Source organism: Hoyosella altamirensis, from assembly GCF_014191505.1.
GTDB classification, from domain to species: domain Bacteria; phylum Actinomycetota; class Actinomycetes; order Mycobacteriales; family Mycobacteriaceae; genus Hoyosella; species Hoyosella altamirensis.
This window is the reverse complement of sequence record NZ_JACHWS010000001.1, coordinates 270,426-288,479: the sequence shown is the minus strand read 5'-3', so window position 1 is coordinate 288,479 and position 18,054 is coordinate 270,426. Positions and strand designations below refer to the sequence as shown.

The following is an 18,054-nucleotide window of genomic DNA, read 5'->3' as shown; positions in this document are numbered from 1 at the left end:
CGTGCGCGAACCGCTCGTGCTCGAGCGTCCGACCGCTCAGGCAGAGGTCTGGTCCTTCGCCTCTCATCGGTGTTTCACACCGGCTAGTCTCGATAGCTGTTGGTTTGAACGAACGCCACAAGCGGGAGCAAATAGTGAACAATATTTCAGCGTCTGCCGAATGGCAGGCTTTGGCTACTCATGTAAAAACTCTTCAAGAAACAAATCTCCGGGCACTGTTTGACGCCGACCCTAGCCGCGGGTCCGCCCTGACGATGCACGCCGGAGATCTTTACATTGACTTCAGCAAGCATCTCGTCGTACCCACGACGATCTCACTGCTAGCAGATCTTGCCCGTGCCGCTGGAGTGCCGGAGCAGCGCGACGCGATGATGCGCGGTGCGCACATCAACTCCACTGAGGACCGGGCCGTCCTCCACACCGCGTTGCGTGCGTCGAGGACCTCAGCGTTGTCTGTGGACGGCCAGAACATCATTCGGGACGTACACGGCACGCTGGATCAAATGGGCACCTTTACGGATGCTGTGCGCAGCGGGGAGTTCCGCGGCGCGACTGGTGAGCGCATCACAACGGTAGTGAACATCGGTATCGGTGGCTCCGATCTTGGCCCCGCGATGGTGTGCGGTGCGCTCCGCTCGTACGCCGATGCGGGCATCACCGCCCATTTCGTATCGAATGTCGACCCCGCGGACCTGATCGCCACTCTCGATGGACTCGATGCCGCGTCGACTCTGTTCATAGTCGCGTCCAAAACGTTCACCACGCTCGAGACGCTCAGCAATGCGCGCGCCGCACGCACCTGGCTGCTCAACAAACTCGGAACCGACGAATCCGCTGTTGCGAAACATTTCGTCGCGGTGTCCACGAACGCCGAACGAGTAGCTGAGTTCGGCATCAACACGGACAACATGTTCGGCTTCTGGGACTGGGTGGGCGGCCGGTACTCCGTTGACTCCGCGATCGGCCTCAGTGTGATGCTGACAATCGGCAAAGAACAGTTCGCCGAGTTCCTCGCTGGGTTCCGCATTGTCGACGACCATTTCCGGCAAGCTCCCCTTGAGCGAAACGCCCCCGTCTTGCTCGGCATGCTCGGTGTCCTCTACACCAACTTCTTCGGCGCTGAGTCCCGTGCGGTGCTTCCCTACTCGAACGATCTCGCTCGTTTCCCTGCATATCTGCAGCAACTGACGATGGAATCGAACGGAAAGTCGGTCCGGCTCGATGGCGAACCGGTGACCACACAGACCGGTGAAATCTTCTGGGGCGAACCCGGGACGAACGGCCAGCACGCCTTCTATCAATTGCTGCATCAGGGCACCCGGCTGATTCCGTGCGACTTCATCGGGTTTGCGGAGCCCAATGATGACATTGACAGCGGTGACGGCACCGGCATGCATGACCTGCTGATGTCCAACTTCTTCGCGCAGACGCAGGTCCTCGCATTCGGCAAGAATGCCAATGAAATCGCTGCCGAGGGAACCCCCTCCCATCTTGTGCCGCACAAGGTCATGCCAGGGAACCGGCCCAGCACAACCATCCTTGCCCGCAACCTGACACCCTCGTCTGTCGGGCAGCTCATTGCACTCTACGAACACCAGGTCCTCGTACAGGGCACCGTCTGGGGTATCAATCCATTCGACCAATGGGGTGTGGAGCTCGGCAAAACCCAGGCGAAGCAGCTACTGCCCGCTGTCACCGGTGAGGATCCCGCCGCGGGCGCCGCGGATTCGTCGACCGACGGACTCCTCAAGCAGTACAGGCGGTGGCGCGGGCGGGCATGAGCGATCAAGATTCAGTCGACTACCTCAGCATTGTCGACGCCTACTTTGTCCGTATGCATCGCGGCCACGGGGTGCCGGTCGCGATGCAGGGACTGTGGATGCTCGACGAAGTTGTCGACGACGACCTTCTCACCGAACTCCACCGCCGCCTTTCCGTCGGGCCACTGAACCGTAGAGTCATTCGGCCTCGAATCCACGGCGGACGGCACTACTGGGTGCGAGGCGCCAGCATCCCGCCCGTCTTTTACACACCCGAGCCCGTTGCCCGCGAAGACATCGTCACGTGGGCGGACGAACGCGCTCAGGTGCGGCTTAATCCGGAGCACGGAATCGGCTGGGAACTGGGCGTGGCCCGTCTCGAAGACGGCGGCATGGTCATGTCACTCGTCTGTACCCACGCACTGACCGATGCCCAGGGGATGATCTCAGCCGTCAACGAAGCAGTGAGGAATCAGCCGCTCACGCAGCGCCCGATGCGCACCAAACGCCACAGCATCTGGCACGAATTCGCGCAAGCGCTCCGGCAGTACTGGGCTGTGCTGATCGGCTCGTTTATCGCCTTCTACACGATCTTCATCCAGGGATCCAACCGTGATGAGATCGTCCGCTACCTACGTAAGAATCGTGTGGATGTCCTCCGCCGCAAACGCGCGGCGACGCTTGCCCGGACGGGGAAACTGGACCAGTCGTGGCGCGAACCAGGCACCCTGATCGACATCGAAGCCAGTGAATGGGACGCCATCGCCGCGAAGTCCGGTGGCACGCCGAACAGCCTCCTGATCGGTATAGCGGCAAACCTGCTTTTCAGCAGCGGCGCTCGGGGCGCGAATGAATCGATCACCGTTGGCGTCCCAGTGGACCTCAGCGAGGTCACTGAGGTTCCGGAGACCGCGCTCCGGAAGAACGATCTCACCCTGGCACCTATTACTTTGCGACCGCGCGGCACCCGCTACGGTGAGCTTTTCCTCATCCGTGACAAATGCCGGGAAGCTTTCCAAGCCGCCGTAAACGAGGGGTTCCCGCAAGATGCGCGCCCCGCAGGCATGCCTACGGAAATCTTGGACATTGTTCCCGACCGGATCTCCACACGTCTCGTCCGCACCACTGGTACCGCAGATGCGGTCGCGACGTACATTGGGCAGTTGCCGCAGACAATGGCGCAACTCGGTCCTTACACCATTGAATCTGCGGCTGCGCGTGCCGTGCACCCGGGAATCACCGCGATAGGGGCGCTCGAATCACCGTTCAGCCTCGATTTGTGCCTGCTCCGCAACGGCGACCGCTACACCTTGTCAGTCCTCGGCGTGAACCCATTACGGTTCCGTGACGCTCAGACGCTGCGTAACCTGGTGATCCGTGAACTGGAAAAATGGGGGCTTGTCCCGCAAAGCTGGGATAGCGATCAGCCAGGCCTAGGCCTGCCCGGCGGGCCTTCTTCCCTGTTCTGATGGGTCAGTCGATCGCCCGACGTTCTCTCACCTGGGCCCGCGGCCGTTGCCGTTTCCCTGGCCGTTGCCCTGGCCTGGAGGGCCACCGTCCCCCAGCCCGGGCGGACTTCCACTGCTTCCCACTCCGTTTCCCTGACCGGGGATATCAGGCATTGGGAGCGGCTCCTCAGTGGCAGGCTGCTCGGTTGCTGGAGGAACGATCGGTGCCGGCGCGGGCTCAACTGACGTGGCCGGGACCGCGGAACGAACAGGTACCAGCGAATCTGCAGGTGACGTGGGTTCCAAGTTGAACTCGGGGCCGGACTGGACCTTGGGAACGGTGTACGTGGCTTTAGGTCCAGTGTCTGCTATCGGCGCAGGGGCGTCGCCGGTGCTGTTAAGAAGGGTTACGGACGCCGCGACACCGGTCAGTAGCACTGTTGCGGCGGCAGCCACGCCCCACCCACCAATGTGACTTCGCGACGGGCTCCTGCGACCCGGACCGGGAAGTGCGGTCGGAATCGTATTCGCAGCGGTGGTCGCCGGCGCCGTGTTGGCAGTCACTCCCGCAAACCGTGGTACTACGGGCGCGGCGGATGCGTTGCCGTGACTCATCGCGTCTAGTTCACGTGCAACGTCGGCGGCGCAAGGACGCTTAGCGGGGTCACGGTTCGTCATCGCGCTGAGCACGCTCTCCCAGCCAGCGCCAAAGCGGCTGGGCACCGGCGGGTCGCTGCGCAGGCGTGCCACCGCAGCGGGGATTGCGTCGCCGGGGAACGCCATTTCACCAGTGAGACACTCGATGAGAACCAGGCCCAGCGAGTAGATGTCGGACGGAGAACTGACCGGCTCACCCAGCGCCTGTTCCGGACTGAGGTAGTGAGCGGTACCCACCGCTGATCCATGCGCGGTCAGCGGGTCGCTCCCGACGAGTCGCGCGATTCCGAAGTCGGTGAGCTTCGTCGAATATCGGCCTTGGCCGCGGGGCGGGCCGAACAGGATATTGCCGGGTTTGACGTCGCGGTGAATCACACCGCAGGCATGCACGTAGGCAAGCGTGGCAGCAAGTTCACTTCCCAAGCGTGCGGTTTCGAGCGGGGCAAGGCCATGCGTGTCGATGTGCTGACGGAGCGTGGGGCCGGCCACGAGTTCCATCACGAGAAACGGGACGGGCAGATCGTTGGGTTTTGTCGCAACACCGGCGTCGAACAGGGTGACCAGACCGGGGTCGCTCAATGCCGCCAGAGTGCGCATTTCGGCATCGATGCGCAGCCTGTCTGCATCTGGGTCCTCCCCGGAGGAGCGGAAGACTTTGACGGCAACGGGCCGACCGAGCAGTTCGTCGGTGGCGCGGTATACGTCCGCTGCCCCGCCGCGGCCGAGAACTCGTTCCAGCCGGTAGCGTTCAGCGAGCACGCGTCCGATCCGGTCCGAGCCTTTCACTGAGGCGTTCGGTGCTTCGGCTGGGTTGACCATGCCCTCGTCCTTGCCTCCGACTTCTCTGTCGACTAAGTGCTTCCAGTCTGTGTGCGATCGTTCGGGGCTCGATCGCATTCCGGACGCACACCTATTCCCTTTGGCGCCGCCGCAAAAGGTACGTGTCCATGACCCAGCCAGCACGTTCTTTCAGTTCTGCGCGCTGCGCCTCGATTTCGTGCTCAACGCTGCGCAGGTCGCCAGCGATCAGAACTTCATCAGGGGTGCCCACGTTGCCGCCCCAATAAACATCTAGGTCGTCTCCCGGCACGTGGGTGAAGGTGCAGCTTCCGTCAAGCATGATAATCGCATTATCGATACCGGCCGGCAGGCCCTCAGCCAGGTGCCGTCCGGTGGTGATGTGGATTGACTCCCCTATCCGATTCATCGGTATGCGATGCTTCGCAGTGAGCGCCTGGATACTGGTGATGCCGGGAATGACCTCGAATTCGAACTCGACAGATTTCGCGGCGAGCATCAGATCGAAAATGCGCAGCGTGCTGTCGTAGAGCGCAGGATCACCCCACACTAGAAAAGCACCGACGCCTTCATCCCCAAGCTCTCGATTGATCGCGTCCGAGAAAAGCCCCGCGCGCCGGTGATGCCAATCGGTGACCGCAGACTCGTACGCTGCGGCGGCACGGTCGCGGGGCGGATCGGGAATCTCCACGACGCGGTAGTCCTTGTCGTGGACATGGTCGTCGAGCATTTGCCGCCGGATGTCGACGAGTTCAGATTTTGCCGTGCCCTTGTCCACGAGGAAGAACACGTCAGTTCGATTCATCGCCTTGATGGCCTGAAGCGTGAGGTGTTCTGGATCCCCCGCGCCAATCCCGATCACATACAGCGTCCGCATGCGTCTACCGTGCCACAGTCGGCTCAACGCACAGAACGAAGCTCGCTTGGCTCACACTGTTGCGCTCGCCCGAACTACCTCAGTTTTCTCGGCTTGACCCAGAGTAGGGAGTTCAAGAAGTTCAGTCACAAAGTCCCGCAGCTTCTCGGGGCTTTCCGTGTCGACCACTCCGGGCGTCGTGATCAAGGACGTGACCACCCGGTAGAGCCACTCGGCCACCGGGACGAGCGCGGTCTCGTCCGGCCCCTGAGCGTCCGGAGTCCGCTTGTAGTACGGCGACATGTACTGCGCTACACGCTCGATCAGGCCGCCGCCGCGGGAGGAAAGCAACTGCATGACCACTTGAGGGTCTTCCTTCAGTGATTTCTGAAGGAGTTCGTGCTGACGCGCGTAGCTCACAATGAATACGACGCTTTCCACGAGCCTGGCCTTCGCATGGTGCGTGCCGTCCAGCACCGGGCGCAGGTGCGCGAGGAACCGATTGACTTCGCGCTCGAACAGCGCCTCGATGATCGCTGTCTGGTCGCCGAAGTACTTGTACACGGTGGGCCGCGACAGCCCGGCTCGCTGGGCGATCGCCGCGTGCACCCGTGAGCGGAAGCCCGACTGCATCAGGCATTCCTCCGCCGCATCCAGGATGCGGGCACAGATCTCGTTCCGGCGAAGGATCTCTACTGTTGGCCGTGCCGCCACGACGCGCTGAGCTTCTTTTCTCACACCAGTCCCTGATACGTCCCCGGTTGACAATTCCCTGTGGAATGTCCACGAGTGTAAACCGTTCGCGTCCGTTTACAACAGCACAATTTCGACAAGGTTCGTTGTCACATTCGCTATCGATGCTCCTCGGGCCTGTGAGCGAACCGGCTGCAGACACGGTAGACTCACTGCCGCCCGACCGATGGCGCGGGCACCGGCCCTCGTAGCTCAGTCGGATAGAGCGACTCCCTCCTAAGGAGTAGGCCACAGGTTCGATTCCTGTCGGGGGCACAGACACAAAACTAGAACGGCGGCTTTAGCTGCTCCGCTAACCCGGTTTCGGCCCATCCAGGCACTAGGACTAACGTCACACCCTTTCCATTTGACGCGCTGACCTGCAGAGAACTAAGGAACACGCGCTGTCAAGGTTCCGCTTTGCGAAATTCTTCGCAACAATGGAGAACAAATGAGTGACGACAGCCACTGCCGCAACCATCACCCGCTCCTTCGCCAGCGGCTGAACAAAGCGATGACTGCGGGGATGATGATGGCGCTCGTCGCAATTCCCACAGCGGCTGCGAACCCGCCCAGCGATCCGGACACCATTCCAGAGCACGCCGAGGTAGTGGAGCGTACGGCGCAACCACTAGGGGCTGACTGCGAACCTCTGTACGTGCTGGCGACACGGGGTTCAAACGAGCCACCTCAGGATGGCGCCGTGATTTACGAGGATCCCGTATATCCAGCCGGAGTGGAGACCAGCGGCATGGGGCCGCTGCTCAACGAGTTTCACGAGGCGCTCACCCAGGAGCTCACCGCTCGCGGCGAGGCGGAGCCCTCAGGCTTCGGTGTCGCATACCCGGCAGTTCGCGTCGGTGAAGGATGGTTCCGCTACCCGACTCACTACCGCGATTCGGTAGCCGAGGGCGCTGAAAGCCTCCGCGAATCGCTGCAACAGATCAACGCACTATGCACCGATGGGGAAACCGAGGTTGTGCTGGCTGGTGTCTCGCAGGGCGCGGACGTCATCAATCAAGTGCTCGGCGAGGAAGTGAGCAACGGTTCTGATGATCTTCGCAACGTCACGACAGTCGTGCTATTTGGCGATCCAAGCCGATCGAGTGATCAGTCAGCGGTTCATGTCGGCGCAACGCGTGGCGAAGGCTTCTTCCGCATGTTCCCCATGGTCGGCGAGATGCAAGACGAATGGATGCGAAACCATCCCGGCGCCGTGATCTCCCTGTGCATACCGGGTGACAACGTGTGCAATCCGCTAGAACATCCACAGGACTCCAGCAACGCTCTTGGGCTCGTTGGCGTGTCTCCCTTCGCTCGGCATGAGAGCTACCACGACAGCGACATCGAGCTGGAATGCAGCAGTTCCTCTGCCAGCGAAGACAACTGGCTCACAGCCAAAGAGTGCGCGGTTCAGATGGTGGCGGACCGCGTAGGCAGCGAATCGTCAGTACCGCAGAGCACTCTCGCGCAGACGCGCTGACTGGAACATCCAACGATAACGCGCACGCCGTAGCGCGCGATGTCTCGCCGGTCGTCATAAAGTGAGCGAGTGATCTTCGCTGAGGCAGTTCGCCGAGCATGTGTTCTCGTTGCCGTTCCTGCGGCCGTCGCTGGTGTGGCGTTGTTGACGGTGCCCGCCGCCAGTGCGGACCCAGCCGTGACTGGCAGCCTCGGCAGCCGTTGTGAAGCCCATTACTTGCTGGCGCTGCGTGGATCGAACGAACCGCCTCAGGACGCTGTTGTTCACGAATCACCCGTCTACCCCGCTAGCGTTGCGACGGGCGGAATGGGACCGCTGCTCAGCGCCTTCTTTACAGCGTTGCAGCAGCAAACCGGTGAGCGTTCACTGCCAGCTCCGGCCGGCTACGGCATCGTGTACCCCGCAGTCCAGGTGGGCGATGGCGGGCTCTCTTACTTTTCGAACTATGTGAGATCCGCCAGGATCGGCGCGGAGAATTTGCGGCGCGCGCTACAGCAGATCAACACGGCGTGTGCCGACAGCGAAACCCAGGTCGTCATAGCGGGCAACTCGCAGGGAGCGGATGCCATCAACCTCGCCCTCGGCAATGAGGTCACCTCAGCCAGTGACGACTTCCGCAACGTTTCGGTCATCACCTATTTCGGTGACCCAAGCCGCTCTGATCAACAGCATTCGCGCGCGGTAGGCGCCCAGCGCGGGCAGGGGATCTTCCGAATTCTCGCCCTGTTCCCTGCTGCTCAGGACCAGTGGATGCGCGCGAATCCGGACGTGACCATCTCCTTCTGCATTCCCGGCGACAACGTCTGCGACCCAGTGGAGCACCCAGAAGATTTGGGTAACGCGCGTGGCACGATCGGTGTCACGCCCCTTGACCGTCATCTTAGCTACGCCGACCCAGCCGTCCGTTTGCGCTGCGACAGCCCAGGTCTGCCGGACGAAACCTGGATGAATGCGAAAGACTGCGCGGCGCACATGGTCGCTGACAGGCTCAGCACGCAGGCCAGCAGCTAGGCTCAGCCACCGATCTCTGTGCCCTTTTCTGGGCTGCCTGCTTCTGCCGCCTGCTGTTCGCGCAAACGGGTCACGGCGTCATCCATGTGGTCTGCCAACAGTTTGAACGCGCGTTCTGGCGGTCCAGCGGCGATCGCGTCACGCAGTTGATCATGCTCGGTGACTTGCTCATGGATGTCCGCGTACGTTGATTGCAGCGCACCGAGGCACATCCGGGTCTCGATCAGCAGGGTGCGGGCTGCACGCACGAGACGCGCACTGCCGGAACTCTGCACGAGGGTTTCATGGAACTGCTGGTCAGCGTCGGAGACAGCCGAAATATCACCGCGGTCAGCAGCGTCACGCATCGCCTCTACCGCCGAGGAGAGCGCCGCGGCGGTCACGTCACGGCGGCCCTCCAGCACCCGTTCTAGTGCACCCCGCTCTATCGCTGCGCGGGAGTGGTAAACGTCCTCAATGTCGTCAATTGTCAGTTCAATGACGAAGATGCCGCGGTGGCGGACACTGTTCAGCAGCCCTTCCGAAACGAGCCGCTGCATCGCTTCGCGTACAGGCCCGCGTGAGACCTGAAACTTCGCTGCGAGATCTGCCTCGCCGAGCTGACTTCCGGCAGTGAGGTTCCCTCGCATGATCGCCACTCTGAGGCGGTCGGCGATGAGTTCAGCCGTCGACTGTCGCGCGACAGGTTCAAGATCGAAGATTGTCATTGTCGGGCCTTCCGCGGAACAGCGCACCGAGGCACGGTTGCACACTGGTAAATCCTGCGAGCCGCAGCCCTTCCCAGATAGTGACCTGGTTGGCCGTCAGCACCGGCTTGCCCAGTTCCACCTCGAGGTCAGCTAGCACGCCGATCGTGTGCATCGCGGTATCTGGGATGAGTACCGCTTCGGCATCCGGGTGGTCATGGGAGCGTGCGATGTCGAGGACCTGCTCAGGTGTGAGCGTTCCGACCTCAGCTGCGGTGTCGATCCCCTGACTCGACATAGCCACTACCTCGATACCGCCAGCTGCGAGGAACTCAACGAACAGCGCCGCGACGTCCTCCGGGTAACTTGCAGCGACTGCGACCTTCTTGACACCCAACGTGTGAGCCGCATTGACGAACGCGAAGCTGGTGCTTGACGCTGGGACACCGGCATCGTCGGCGAGACCCGCGATCTGTCCTGGAGCGCCATCCGGCCCGTAAACGAAACTGCCTGAGGTGCACGCCCAAACTACGGCCGCCGGTTGCTTCTCAGCGAGCAGTGCGGCGCCCTGCGACAGCTTCTCCGGACTGCCCAAATCGAGTAGTTCGGGCACGGCATGCAGGTCAGTCCCGTAAATGTGCGCCACCTCGAGCGACACTGAGACCCCAGATTCGCGAAGCAGCTTCTCCGCGAGAGGGTAGTCATCCTCAGCGGCATGGTCGGGGTAGATGAAGCCGATTGCTGTGCTCATTCACTCTCCCTGGAAGACGTCACGGAGCCATTTTCCGGGCCCCATCATGGGCAACTTCATTCGTCCGAGGCAGGCCCACATTGTCAGCTGGTTGGCAGTCAGGATTGGTTTGCCGAGCTGCCGTTCCATCGGCTCGATCAAGTCGTAGGTGGGCAAGTTTGTGCAGCTTACAAACACCGCTTCGGAGCGCGGATCGTCCGCTTTGATGATCCGTTCCGCGATAGTCCGGTAGTTCACCCGCCACATGCCACCACCGAGACCGAGATAATCCGACTGAACAACTTCCACACCGAGTTCGCCCAGGAAGTCGTTCAGCTTTTCGGTGAGAATCGAGTCGTACGGCGTAATGACGGAGACCCTGCTGAGGTTGAGGTGACGTACGGCCTCGACGAGCGCACCACTTGTGGTCAGAGCGTCAGGTGCGCCAGCCTCGAGCATAGCCTCGACGAGCGCCCGCTCATGCGACAGTCCCTTGATGAAGCTGCCTGAAGTGCAGAGATACGCGATGACCTCCGGTTCGACGTGCAGTACATCGCGAGTGGCAAGCATGACGCTTCTGCGGTCCGACACCAGCTCAGCCATCTCAGCGCTCACCACCACCGGCTCATAGGGAGTTCGTGCGAGGTGCAGGCTTACTTCCATCGGCAGCCAGCGCCAGAGCTCCCGTTCGAGGGCAAGGTCGAACGGAGCGATGATCCCGATGCCCCGCTGCGCGATGGGGCCATCGAATTCCGGGATATTGAGTTCCAAGGCCGGCCCTCGCCTTCACTCGGTGGCTATGCCAAGCGACTAATCAGATTGTTGACAATCATACGATGGGCTCCTACGGTGTCAACGTGACCGCGAACCCAGTTGTTACGGTCCTCCACGCCGAAGCCAAACCGGACGAGGACCTCCTCGCCCCTGTCTCCGAGCACGCTACTCTCCGTTTCGCAGATGAGTCGGATCTTTCAGACGCTCTACCAGGCACAAACGTGCTGTTCGCCTATGATTTTTTCAGTCACGCTCTGCCCGATAACTGGTTGGCGGCCGACTCGCTCGAGTGGATTCACATCGCGTCCGCCGGCGTGGAACGCTTCATTTTTCCCGAACTCCGGGACAGCGGGGTCGTCGTCACCAATTCGCGCGGCGTGTTCGACAGCACGATCGCCGAATACGTTCTTGGCCAAATTATTTCATTCGCGAAGGACTTTCCGGGGTCCTGGCGTTTGCAGCAGCAGCGGGAGTGGAAGCACCGCGATTCCCAGCGCGTCGGCGGTCGCACGGCGCTTGTCGTGGGCACCGGACCGATCGGCCGGGCTGTCGCACGGCTCCTCACCGCAGCGGGCATGAAAGTTACCGGGTCCGGCCGTCGCGCGCGGGAGAACGACCCGGACTTCGGCACGGTCACCGCTCAAGAAGACTTGCACGATGCTCTCAGCACGGCGGACTTCGTTGTCGCCATTGCCCCTAGCACGCCGCAGACCCACCACATGTTTGATGCGGACGCCTTCCGTGCGATGAAGTCCACGGCCAGGTTCATCAATGTTGCCCGGGGCGATTTGACTGTCACCGATGACCTTGTGTCTGCGCTCGAGTCGGGCACCATAGCTGGCGCAGCACTCGACGTGACTGATCCAGAGCCTCTCCCCTCAGACCACCCGCTGTGGCGCGCACCCAATGTGCTGATCACCCCGCATCACGCCGGCGACGTGATTGGCTGGCGTGATGACCTCACTCACCTTTTCACCCGGAACTTCCAGCGCTGGATGGCGGGAAAAACGTTGCTGAACATCGTCGACAAAGAGCGTGGCTACGTCCCGGGCTAAGGAGCACACGATGAATCCCACCGAGATCACTTCGATGACGGCGGTCGATCTCGTCACTGGCTACACCTCTGGGGCGCTTTCCCCGGTGGAAGCGACCCAAGCTGTCCTCGATGCAATTGGAACGCGGGACGGTGACATCAACGCGTTCTGCCTCGTCGACCCGGAGCGCGCCCTCGCGCAAGCCCGCCTATCCGAGAAGCGCTATCAGAACGGACATGTCAAGGGACTGCTCGATGGTGTTCCCATATCGATCAAGGACATTTTCCTGACCAAAGGCTGGCCGACGCTGCGCGGGTCGCAGTGCGTCGACCCGAAGCAGGAGTGGACCGTCGACAGCCCCATCAGCGCGCGGCTGCGCGAAGACGGGATGATTTTTGTCGGCAAAACCACAACACCAGAGATCGCCTGGAAGGCCACAACTGACAGTCCGCTGACGGGCATCACCCGCAACCCCGTTGACACGACGAAAACCGCTGGCGGATCATCCGGGGGCAGCGCCGCTGCCGTGGCAGCAGGGCTCGGGCCGTGCTCCGTCGGAACAGATGGCGGGGGCAGCATCCGGATCCCCGCGTCCTTCTGCGGCATCGTGGGCTTCAAGCCCACCCACGGCCGTGTCCCCATGTTCCCGGCAAGCCCATTTGGTCCTCTCGCCCACGGTGGCCCCATGGCTCGGACAGTCGAAGACACTGCACTACTGCTCGATATCATGTCGTTGCCGGACTACCGCGACCCCACCTCCCTCGGCCCGATCTTCACGACGTACCGCGGGCAGATGAACCGCGACGTGCGCGGACTCGGCGTCGCCTATTCGAAGAACCTGGGGTATGTGCGCGTCGATCCTGAGGTCGAAGAGATAGTCGACCGCGCTGTCCGCAAAATCGACGAGGCCGGCGTCCCAGTCACCGAAGCCGACCCCGGATTCAGCGACCCACTCGAAGCGTTCGAACTGCTTTGGGCCACGGGGGCGGCCGCCCTGCTCGCGGGTTTCCCGGAAGGGTCACGCGAGAAGGTCGAAGCTGGCCTTCGTCAGGTCTGGGAGAAGGGCGATTCCCACTCAGCTGTCGAGTATCTCGAAGCGCGCGCGGTGGCGGCGCAGCTGGGCATCACCATGGGCAAATTCCACAGTGTGCACAATCTGCTGCTGACACCAACAATGCCGATCACTGCATTCGAAGCGGGCCACGATGTACCACCAGAAAGCGGCCTGCGGAGCTGGCCGCAGTGGACGCAATTCAGCTATCCCTTCAACATGACGCAACAGCCCGCCATCAGCATCCCGGTCGGCACCACGAAGGCAGGTATGCCGGTGGGGCTGCAGATCGTGGGTCCACGCCACTCCGATGACCTTGTGCTTGCTGTTGCGAGATACGCGGAGCATGTGCTGAGCTGACCGTCGTGACGGATATGCTTGCACCGCTTGGAGACCTCGCTGAATTCGCTGGCCGCTGGGTTGGAGTAGGTGAAGGCCACTACCCGACGATCGACAGCTTCAGCTATCGCGAAGAAATCGAGTTCAGTCCCAGCGGGAAACCCTTCCTCGCCTATCGGTCACGCACGTGGAACGCGGTCACCGGGCAACCGATGCACACTGAATGCGGTTACCTCCGCCAAACGGCAAGTGGCTTCACCGAGTTGCTCGTCAGCCAGCCGATCGGTCTGGGCGAAATCTATCGTGCTCGCCTTGAGGACGGCTGCCTCGATTTCGAGACAGCAACGCTGGCGCGCTCACCGGAGGCGAAACCGGTGCAGGAGATCCGCCGCCGGGTTGTCCGCCGCGGTGATCTTCTTACTTATGACATGTGGATGGCGCACGCAGACACGCCGCTCACCCACCACCTTCATGCCGAACTTCGGCGCGCCACCGCAGGCCAGGAGTAGACCCCAGGCGCTCCCTCAGAAAGCTGCTTCGTCCAGCTCCATGATGGAAGCGTCGATGTTCGCGAGTGCTGCGCGAGTCGCGGAGATGCCCGGGAGGACGTTGCGAGCGAAGAACAACGCGCTCGCGACCTTGCCCTGATAGAACGCAATGTCAGGGCTGCCGTCAGCAATTGTGCCGAGCTTACCCAGCGCAATCTCCGCGTGACGAAGCAACTGCCAGCCGATAATCAGGTCACCGACCGCGAGCAGCAGTCGCACGGACCCCAGTCCGATTTTGTAAAGCTCGGCGGGTTCCTTCTGGGCGCCCATCAGGTGCCCAAACAAGGTGGCGAGCACCGCCTGGACATCCTCGAGAGCTGATTTCAGCAGCGCCCTGCCCTCAGCGAGGCGCGCGTCCGCATCCGGCTTTTCCAGGAACTTCGTGATCTCGCCCGCGATGTGACCGAGTGCGCCGCCCTGGTCGCGGGCGATTTTCCGGAAGAAGAAGTCGAGCGACTGGATAGCCGTGGTCCCCTCATAGAGGGAGTCGATCTTCGAGTCACGAATGTACTGCTCAATCGGGTAATCCTGCAGAAAGCCGGAGCCGCCGAGCGTCTGAAGCGAGTCCGTAAGCAGTTGGTAGGCGCGCTCTGATCCCACGCCCTTCACAATGGGGAGGAGCAGGTCGTTCACCCGTTCTGCCATTTCTGGCTCCGCACCCGACACGATCCGCGCAACAGCGGTGTCCTGATGCGCAGCGGTATAGAGATACACGGCCCGCAAGCCCTCGGCATAGGCCTTCTGCATCATGAGCGACCGGCGGACGTCGGGATGACGCATGGTGGAGACGCGGGGCGCGTCCTTGTTCGTCATTTCCGCCATGTCCGCACCTTGCACACGCTGCTTCGCATAGGACAGGGCATTCAGGTACCCCGTCGATAGCGTCGCGATAGCTTTGGTGCCCACCATCATTCGTGCTTCTTCGATCACGCGGAACATCTGGGCGATACCGTTGTGGACATCTCCGACTAGCCAGCCTCTGGCTGGGACTCCATGACCGCCGAAAGTCAGCTCACACGTTGCGGACGCTTTGATGCCCATTTTGTGTTCGACGTTCGTGACGAACACGCCGTTCCGCTCCCGCGGCTCGCCTGTTTCGGCGTCGAACAAGAACTTCGGAACGAAGAACAGGCTTAGACCCTTGGTGCCGGGGCCCGCGCCAGCCGGCCGCGCCAGAACGAGATGCATGATGTTCTCGGCGAGATCGTCGACATCTGCCGACGTGATGAACCGCTTCACACCTTCGATATGCCAGGTGCCATCCGCCTGTTCGATGGCTTTCGCTCTGCCCGCACCTACATCCGAACCTGCGTCTGGCTCGGTGAGAACCATCGTCGCGCTCCAGCCGCGCTCCGCGGCGAGCTGCGCCCAGCGTTTCTGTTGTTCGTTGCCGATGCCGTATAAGATCTCCGCAGCTTTCGGTCCCGAGTGATACATGTAGGCGACTGGCTGGGCACCGAGAATAAGTTCCCGGATGGCCCAGGAAAGCATCAGAGGGGCAGGCTCACCCCCAACGGCTTCATCGAGGCCTAGCCGGTAGTAACCGGCTTCCGCCCACACTCGCACAGCTTTCTTGAGTGATTCTGAAAGCCGCACACTGTGAGCTTCGGCGTCGAACTCGGGCGGATTTCTGTCGGCTTCGGCAAACGGCTCAGCGAGGGGGCCCTCAGCCAGCCGACGCGCCTCGGTGAGAATTATCCGTACGGTTTCGCGATCCAGATCGCCGAACTCACCTGTGGACAGCACCTCATCGAGATTCAGCGACTCAAAAAGGTTGAATTCGAGGTCGCGTGTATTGCTGATGTAGTGGCCCATGACAGTGATCCCTTAACCGGTGAGGAGATTTACTACTGTGAATGATGTGATCACAGTGGGCGACTGATGATCAGTTACGCAACCGTAGCCACCGGGGGTGTCGAAGAATCGAGTCCCAACCGTTCTCAAAAGTACATCGCAACACCTCTTGGCCGGCTGTGAGGCGCGGCGTATGCTTATTTCAACAGTGTTGAATTAGGAGTCGCCATGACAACTGCGATCACTGTCCGGGCCCTCACCGTGCATCGCGGCGGCCGCCCCGTACTTGATTCCCTGACTTTCACAGTGGAAGCCGGCACCGTCACCGGACTCCTTGGTCCCAGCGGAAGCGGCAAGACGACGCTCATACGCTGCGTCGTCGGCGTCCAGATCATCAAGTCGGGCTCGGTCGATGTCCTGGGTGAGCCTGCCGGATCACCGTCGCTCCGGAGGAGGGTCCGCTACGTCACGCAGGAACCGAGCATCTACGGCGATCTCACCATCGCGGAGAACGTGGGGTACTTCGCTGCCCTCTACGGTTGCAGCAAACCTGAAGCTGAGCGTGCGATCGCCGCAGTCCATCTCGACACACTCCCCCGCAAGCAACTCGTACGCGACCTATCAGGCGGACAGCGGACGCGCGTCACCCTCGCATGCGCACTGATCGGGGCACCTGAAGTTCTTGTCCTCGATGAGCCCACAGTCGGGCTCGATCCTGTACTGCGCGATGACTTGTGGCGAATGTTCCATCGCATCGCCGAAGACGGGACCAGCATTCTCATCTCGAGTCACGTGATGGACGAGGCCCGCAGGTGTGACCGCTTGCTCTTCATGCGGGACGGCCACCTCATTGCCGATGACACCCCAGCCGATATCCGCACCCGCACAGGCCAAGCCGACCTCGAGGACGCATTCCTCGCGCTCGCCTCCCACACGTGAGGGACCGCCATGAACCGTCGAATCCTGCTCGCCACCGCCACTCGCGCCCTGCGCCAGCTCAGCCGCGACCACCGGTCAGTGGTGATGATCCTTTTCCTTCCCAGCTTCCTGCTGACGATCTTGTATTACATGTATCGCGACAATCCCCTATTGTTCGAAAGCATCGCGACGATCATGCTGGGCATCTTGCCGTTCGTCGTCATGTTCCTCATCACCAGCATCGCCATGCTGCGCGAAAGGACGAGCGGCACGCTCGAGCGACTGATGGCGTCACCACTCAACAAACTCGATTTACTCTTCGGTTATGGTCTCGCTTTCGGGCTCGCTGCGGCTGCCCAGGCGATTGTCACCATCACCGTTGTCTACTGGGCTTTCGACGTCCGGCCAACCGCCGGATTGCTTCCCGTCGTCGTCATCGCACTGGTAAACGCCACACTCGGGGTTGCCCTCGGACTGCTGAGCAGTGCATTCGCCAGAACCGAGTTTCAGGCGGTGCAGTTCATGCCACTCATCGTCTTGCCACAGGTACTTCTTTGTGGATTGTTCGTACCCCGCGACCAGATGGCGGTCGTCCTACAAGGGATCAGTGACGTTCTGCCTTTGACGTACGGCGTGGAGGCACTGCAGGAGATAGCCAGCGCCACACCCTCGTACGCTGCAATCTGGAGCCACGCCGGTATCGTCGCCGCTGTCGCTGGACTCGCCCTCGCTCTTGCGGCTGCGACCTTGCGCAGGAGAACGCCCTGACGAGATGGGAACAGATTGTGCCGCACGTCCCCCGCGGCCGCAGGCCGGGCGATCCAAGCGAGACCAGGGAAGCAATCGTGTCAGCCGCCCGGGCCATGTTCGAGAAGCACGGGTTCGACAAGGCAAGCGTCCGGAAGATCGCCGCTGAAGCTGGTGTGGACCCAGCGCTCATCAATCACCACTTCGGGAGCAAGCAGAAGCTCTTTGTTGCGGCGATGCGGGCGCCCGTCAACCCAGTCGAGATCGTTCAGCGGCTCGCCGCGGGAGGGCCGGACAAACTGGGATTCCGGATCGCTGAAACATTTGTCAGCGTATGGGATTCGCCAGCGGGCTCCGGACTTGCGCAGGCGATGCGCGGAGCTCTCGCTCAGGACGGTATGACCGTCGCGATGCGCGAGTTCGTGACACACGAGATGCTGCCCGCCGTTGCCTCGGCACTCGAGGCGCCTGCAGCTGAAAAGAAGGTCCGGGCAAGTCTCGTCGCATCGCAGCTCATCGGCCTCGCTGTCACTCGCTACATCCTCCGGATTGAACCGCTGGCGTCAGCTCCGCCAAAGGTAGTTGTTGACAGCATCGGCCCTGTACTGCAGGGCTATCTCACCGGCAGCACAGTGGCTACCATTGAGTTGGGACCTGGAATTATCCAGCCGGAATAGAACCCTCACCC

General features: G+C 61.7%; 17 protein-coding genes and 1 tRNA gene. 11 read left to right on the top strand and 7 right to left on the bottom strand.

Features of this window, described 5'->3' with window-relative positions; genetic code table 11:
- Positions 1-131: 131 nt before the first annotated feature.
- Both pgi and FHU29_RS01415 read left to right on the top strand, forming a co-directional pair.
- Positions 132-1,781: a glucose-6-phosphate isomerase gene (pgi, locus tag FHU29_RS01420; protein ID WP_064439803.1), complete on the top strand. Its 1,650-nt coding sequence runs from the start codon at positions 132-134 to the stop codon at positions 1,779-1,781.
- Complete coding sequence (locus FHU29_RS01415; RefSeq protein WP_157094980.1) at positions 1,778-3,229, top strand: hypothetical protein; 1,452 nt, start codon at positions 1,778-1,780, stop codon at positions 3,227-3,229. The genes pgi and FHU29_RS01415 overlap by 4 nt, the downstream gene beginning before the upstream one ends.
- Before the next feature lie 27 nt (positions 3,230-3,256).
- Here the strand turns inward: FHU29_RS01415 and FHU29_RS01410 are convergent, their stop codons facing one another.
- The 3 genes from FHU29_RS01410 to FHU29_RS01400 are packed head-to-tail and all read right to left on the bottom strand — an operon-like array spanning position 3,257 to position 6,257.
- The gene (locus FHU29_RS01410) at positions 3,257-4,762 is read right to left on the bottom strand and encodes a serine/threonine-protein kinase (RefSeq protein WP_083962210.1); all 1,506 of its coding nucleotides are present in this window, start codon (positions 4,760-4,762) and stop codon (positions 3,257-3,259) included.
- 13 nt (positions 4,763-4,775) lie between these two features.
- On the bottom strand, positions 4,776-5,540 hold the full coding sequence (gene cobF, locus FHU29_RS01405; RefSeq protein WP_064439564.1) for a precorrin-6A synthase (deacetylating): 765 nt from the start codon (positions 5,538-5,540) through the stop codon (positions 4,776-4,778).
- Between the two features lie 51 nt (positions 5,541-5,591).
- Positions 5,592-6,257 (bottom strand): TetR/AcrR family transcriptional regulator, encoded by a 666-nt coding sequence (locus FHU29_RS01400; protein WP_083962209.1) that lies wholly within the window; start codon positions 6,255-6,257, stop codon positions 5,592-5,594.
- Between the two features lie 196 nt (positions 6,258-6,453).
- Between FHU29_RS01400 and FHU29_RS01395 the strand changes: the two genes are divergently transcribed.
- The 3 genes from FHU29_RS01395 (at position 6,454) to FHU29_RS01385 (ending at position 8,745) form a co-directional block, all read left to right on the top strand.
- A tRNA-Arg gene (locus FHU29_RS01395) sits at positions 6,454-6,527 on the top strand.
- A 175-nt stretch (positions 6,528-6,702) separates the two neighbouring features.
- The gene (locus FHU29_RS01390; protein WP_064439563.1) at positions 6,703-7,734 is read left to right on the top strand and encodes a cutinase family protein; all 1,032 of its coding nucleotides are present in this window, start codon (positions 6,703-6,705) and stop codon (positions 7,732-7,734) included.
- 69 nt (positions 7,735-7,803) lie between these two features.
- A complete protein-coding gene (locus tag FHU29_RS01385) occupies positions 7,804-8,745 on the top strand; it encodes a cutinase family protein (RefSeq protein ID WP_064439562.1) in 942 nt (313 codons plus the stop codon).
- Between the two features lie 2 nt (positions 8,746-8,747).
- Here the strand turns inward: FHU29_RS01385 and FHU29_RS01380 are convergent, their stop codons facing one another.
- The 3 genes from FHU29_RS01380 to FHU29_RS01370 are packed head-to-tail and all read right to left on the bottom strand — an operon-like array spanning position 8,748 to position 10,932.
- On the bottom strand, positions 8,748-9,452 hold the full coding sequence (locus FHU29_RS01380) for a GntR family transcriptional regulator (RefSeq protein WP_064439561.1): 705 nt from the start codon (positions 9,450-9,452) through the stop codon (positions 8,748-8,750).
- Positions 9,433-10,182 carry a maleate cis-trans isomerase family protein gene (locus FHU29_RS01375; RefSeq protein WP_064439560.1) on the bottom strand — a complete coding sequence of 250 codons (750 nt, stop codon included), beginning with the start codon at positions 10,180-10,182 and terminating at the stop codon, positions 9,433-9,435. Before FHU29_RS01375 ends, FHU29_RS01380 begins: the two co-directional genes overlap by 20 nt.
- Positions 10,183-10,932, bottom strand: coding sequence for a maleate cis-trans isomerase family protein (locus FHU29_RS01370; protein WP_064439559.1), 750 nt, complete (start codon positions 10,930-10,932; stop codon positions 10,183-10,185).
- Positions 10,933-11,018: 86 nt separating this feature from the next.
- Between FHU29_RS01370 and FHU29_RS01365 the strand changes: the two genes are divergently transcribed.
- The 3 genes from FHU29_RS01365 to FHU29_RS01355 are packed head-to-tail and all read left to right on the top strand — an operon-like array spanning position 11,019 to position 13,868.
- Positions 11,019-11,990, top strand: a complete 972-nt coding sequence (locus FHU29_RS01365; protein WP_064439800.1) for a D-2-hydroxyacid dehydrogenase — start codon at positions 11,019-11,021, stop codon at positions 11,988-11,990.
- Positions 11,991-12,000: 10 nt separating this feature from the next.
- Entirely contained in the window at positions 12,001-13,380 is a 1,380-nt protein-coding gene (locus FHU29_RS01360) for an amidase (RefSeq protein ID WP_064439558.1), read from the top strand.
- A 14-nt stretch (positions 13,381-13,394) separates the two neighbouring features.
- Positions 13,395-13,868, top strand: a complete 474-nt coding sequence (locus FHU29_RS01355) for a heme-binding beta-barrel domain-containing protein (protein ID WP_064439557.1) — start codon at positions 13,395-13,397, stop codon at positions 13,866-13,868.
- Between the two features lie 15 nt (positions 13,869-13,883).
- On the opposite strand, the gene FHU29_RS01350 is transcribed toward FHU29_RS01355, so the two are convergent.
- Positions 13,884-15,722, bottom strand: coding sequence for an acyl-CoA dehydrogenase (locus FHU29_RS01350; RefSeq protein WP_064439556.1), 1,839 nt, complete (start codon positions 15,720-15,722; stop codon positions 13,884-13,886).
- Positions 15,723-15,929: 207 nt separating this feature from the next.
- Here FHU29_RS01350 and FHU29_RS01345 point away from each other — a divergent pair, with 207 nt between their 5' ends.
- From FHU29_RS01345 to FHU29_RS01335, 3 genes are all read left to right on the top strand, one after another.
- A complete protein-coding gene (locus tag FHU29_RS01345) occupies positions 15,930-16,640 on the top strand; it encodes an ABC transporter ATP-binding protein (protein WP_064439555.1) in 711 nt (236 codons plus the stop codon).
- 9 nt (positions 16,641-16,649) lie between these two features.
- Entirely contained in the window at positions 16,650-17,387 is a 738-nt protein-coding gene (locus FHU29_RS01340) for an ABC transporter permease (protein WP_064439554.1), read from the top strand.
- A 77-nt stretch (positions 17,388-17,464) separates the two neighbouring features.
- The gene (locus tag FHU29_RS01335; RefSeq protein ID WP_232322911.1) at positions 17,465-18,043 is read left to right on the top strand and encodes a TetR/AcrR family transcriptional regulator; all 579 of its coding nucleotides are present in this window, start codon (positions 17,465-17,467) and stop codon (positions 18,041-18,043) included.
- Positions 18,044-18,054 lie beyond the last annotated feature (11 nt).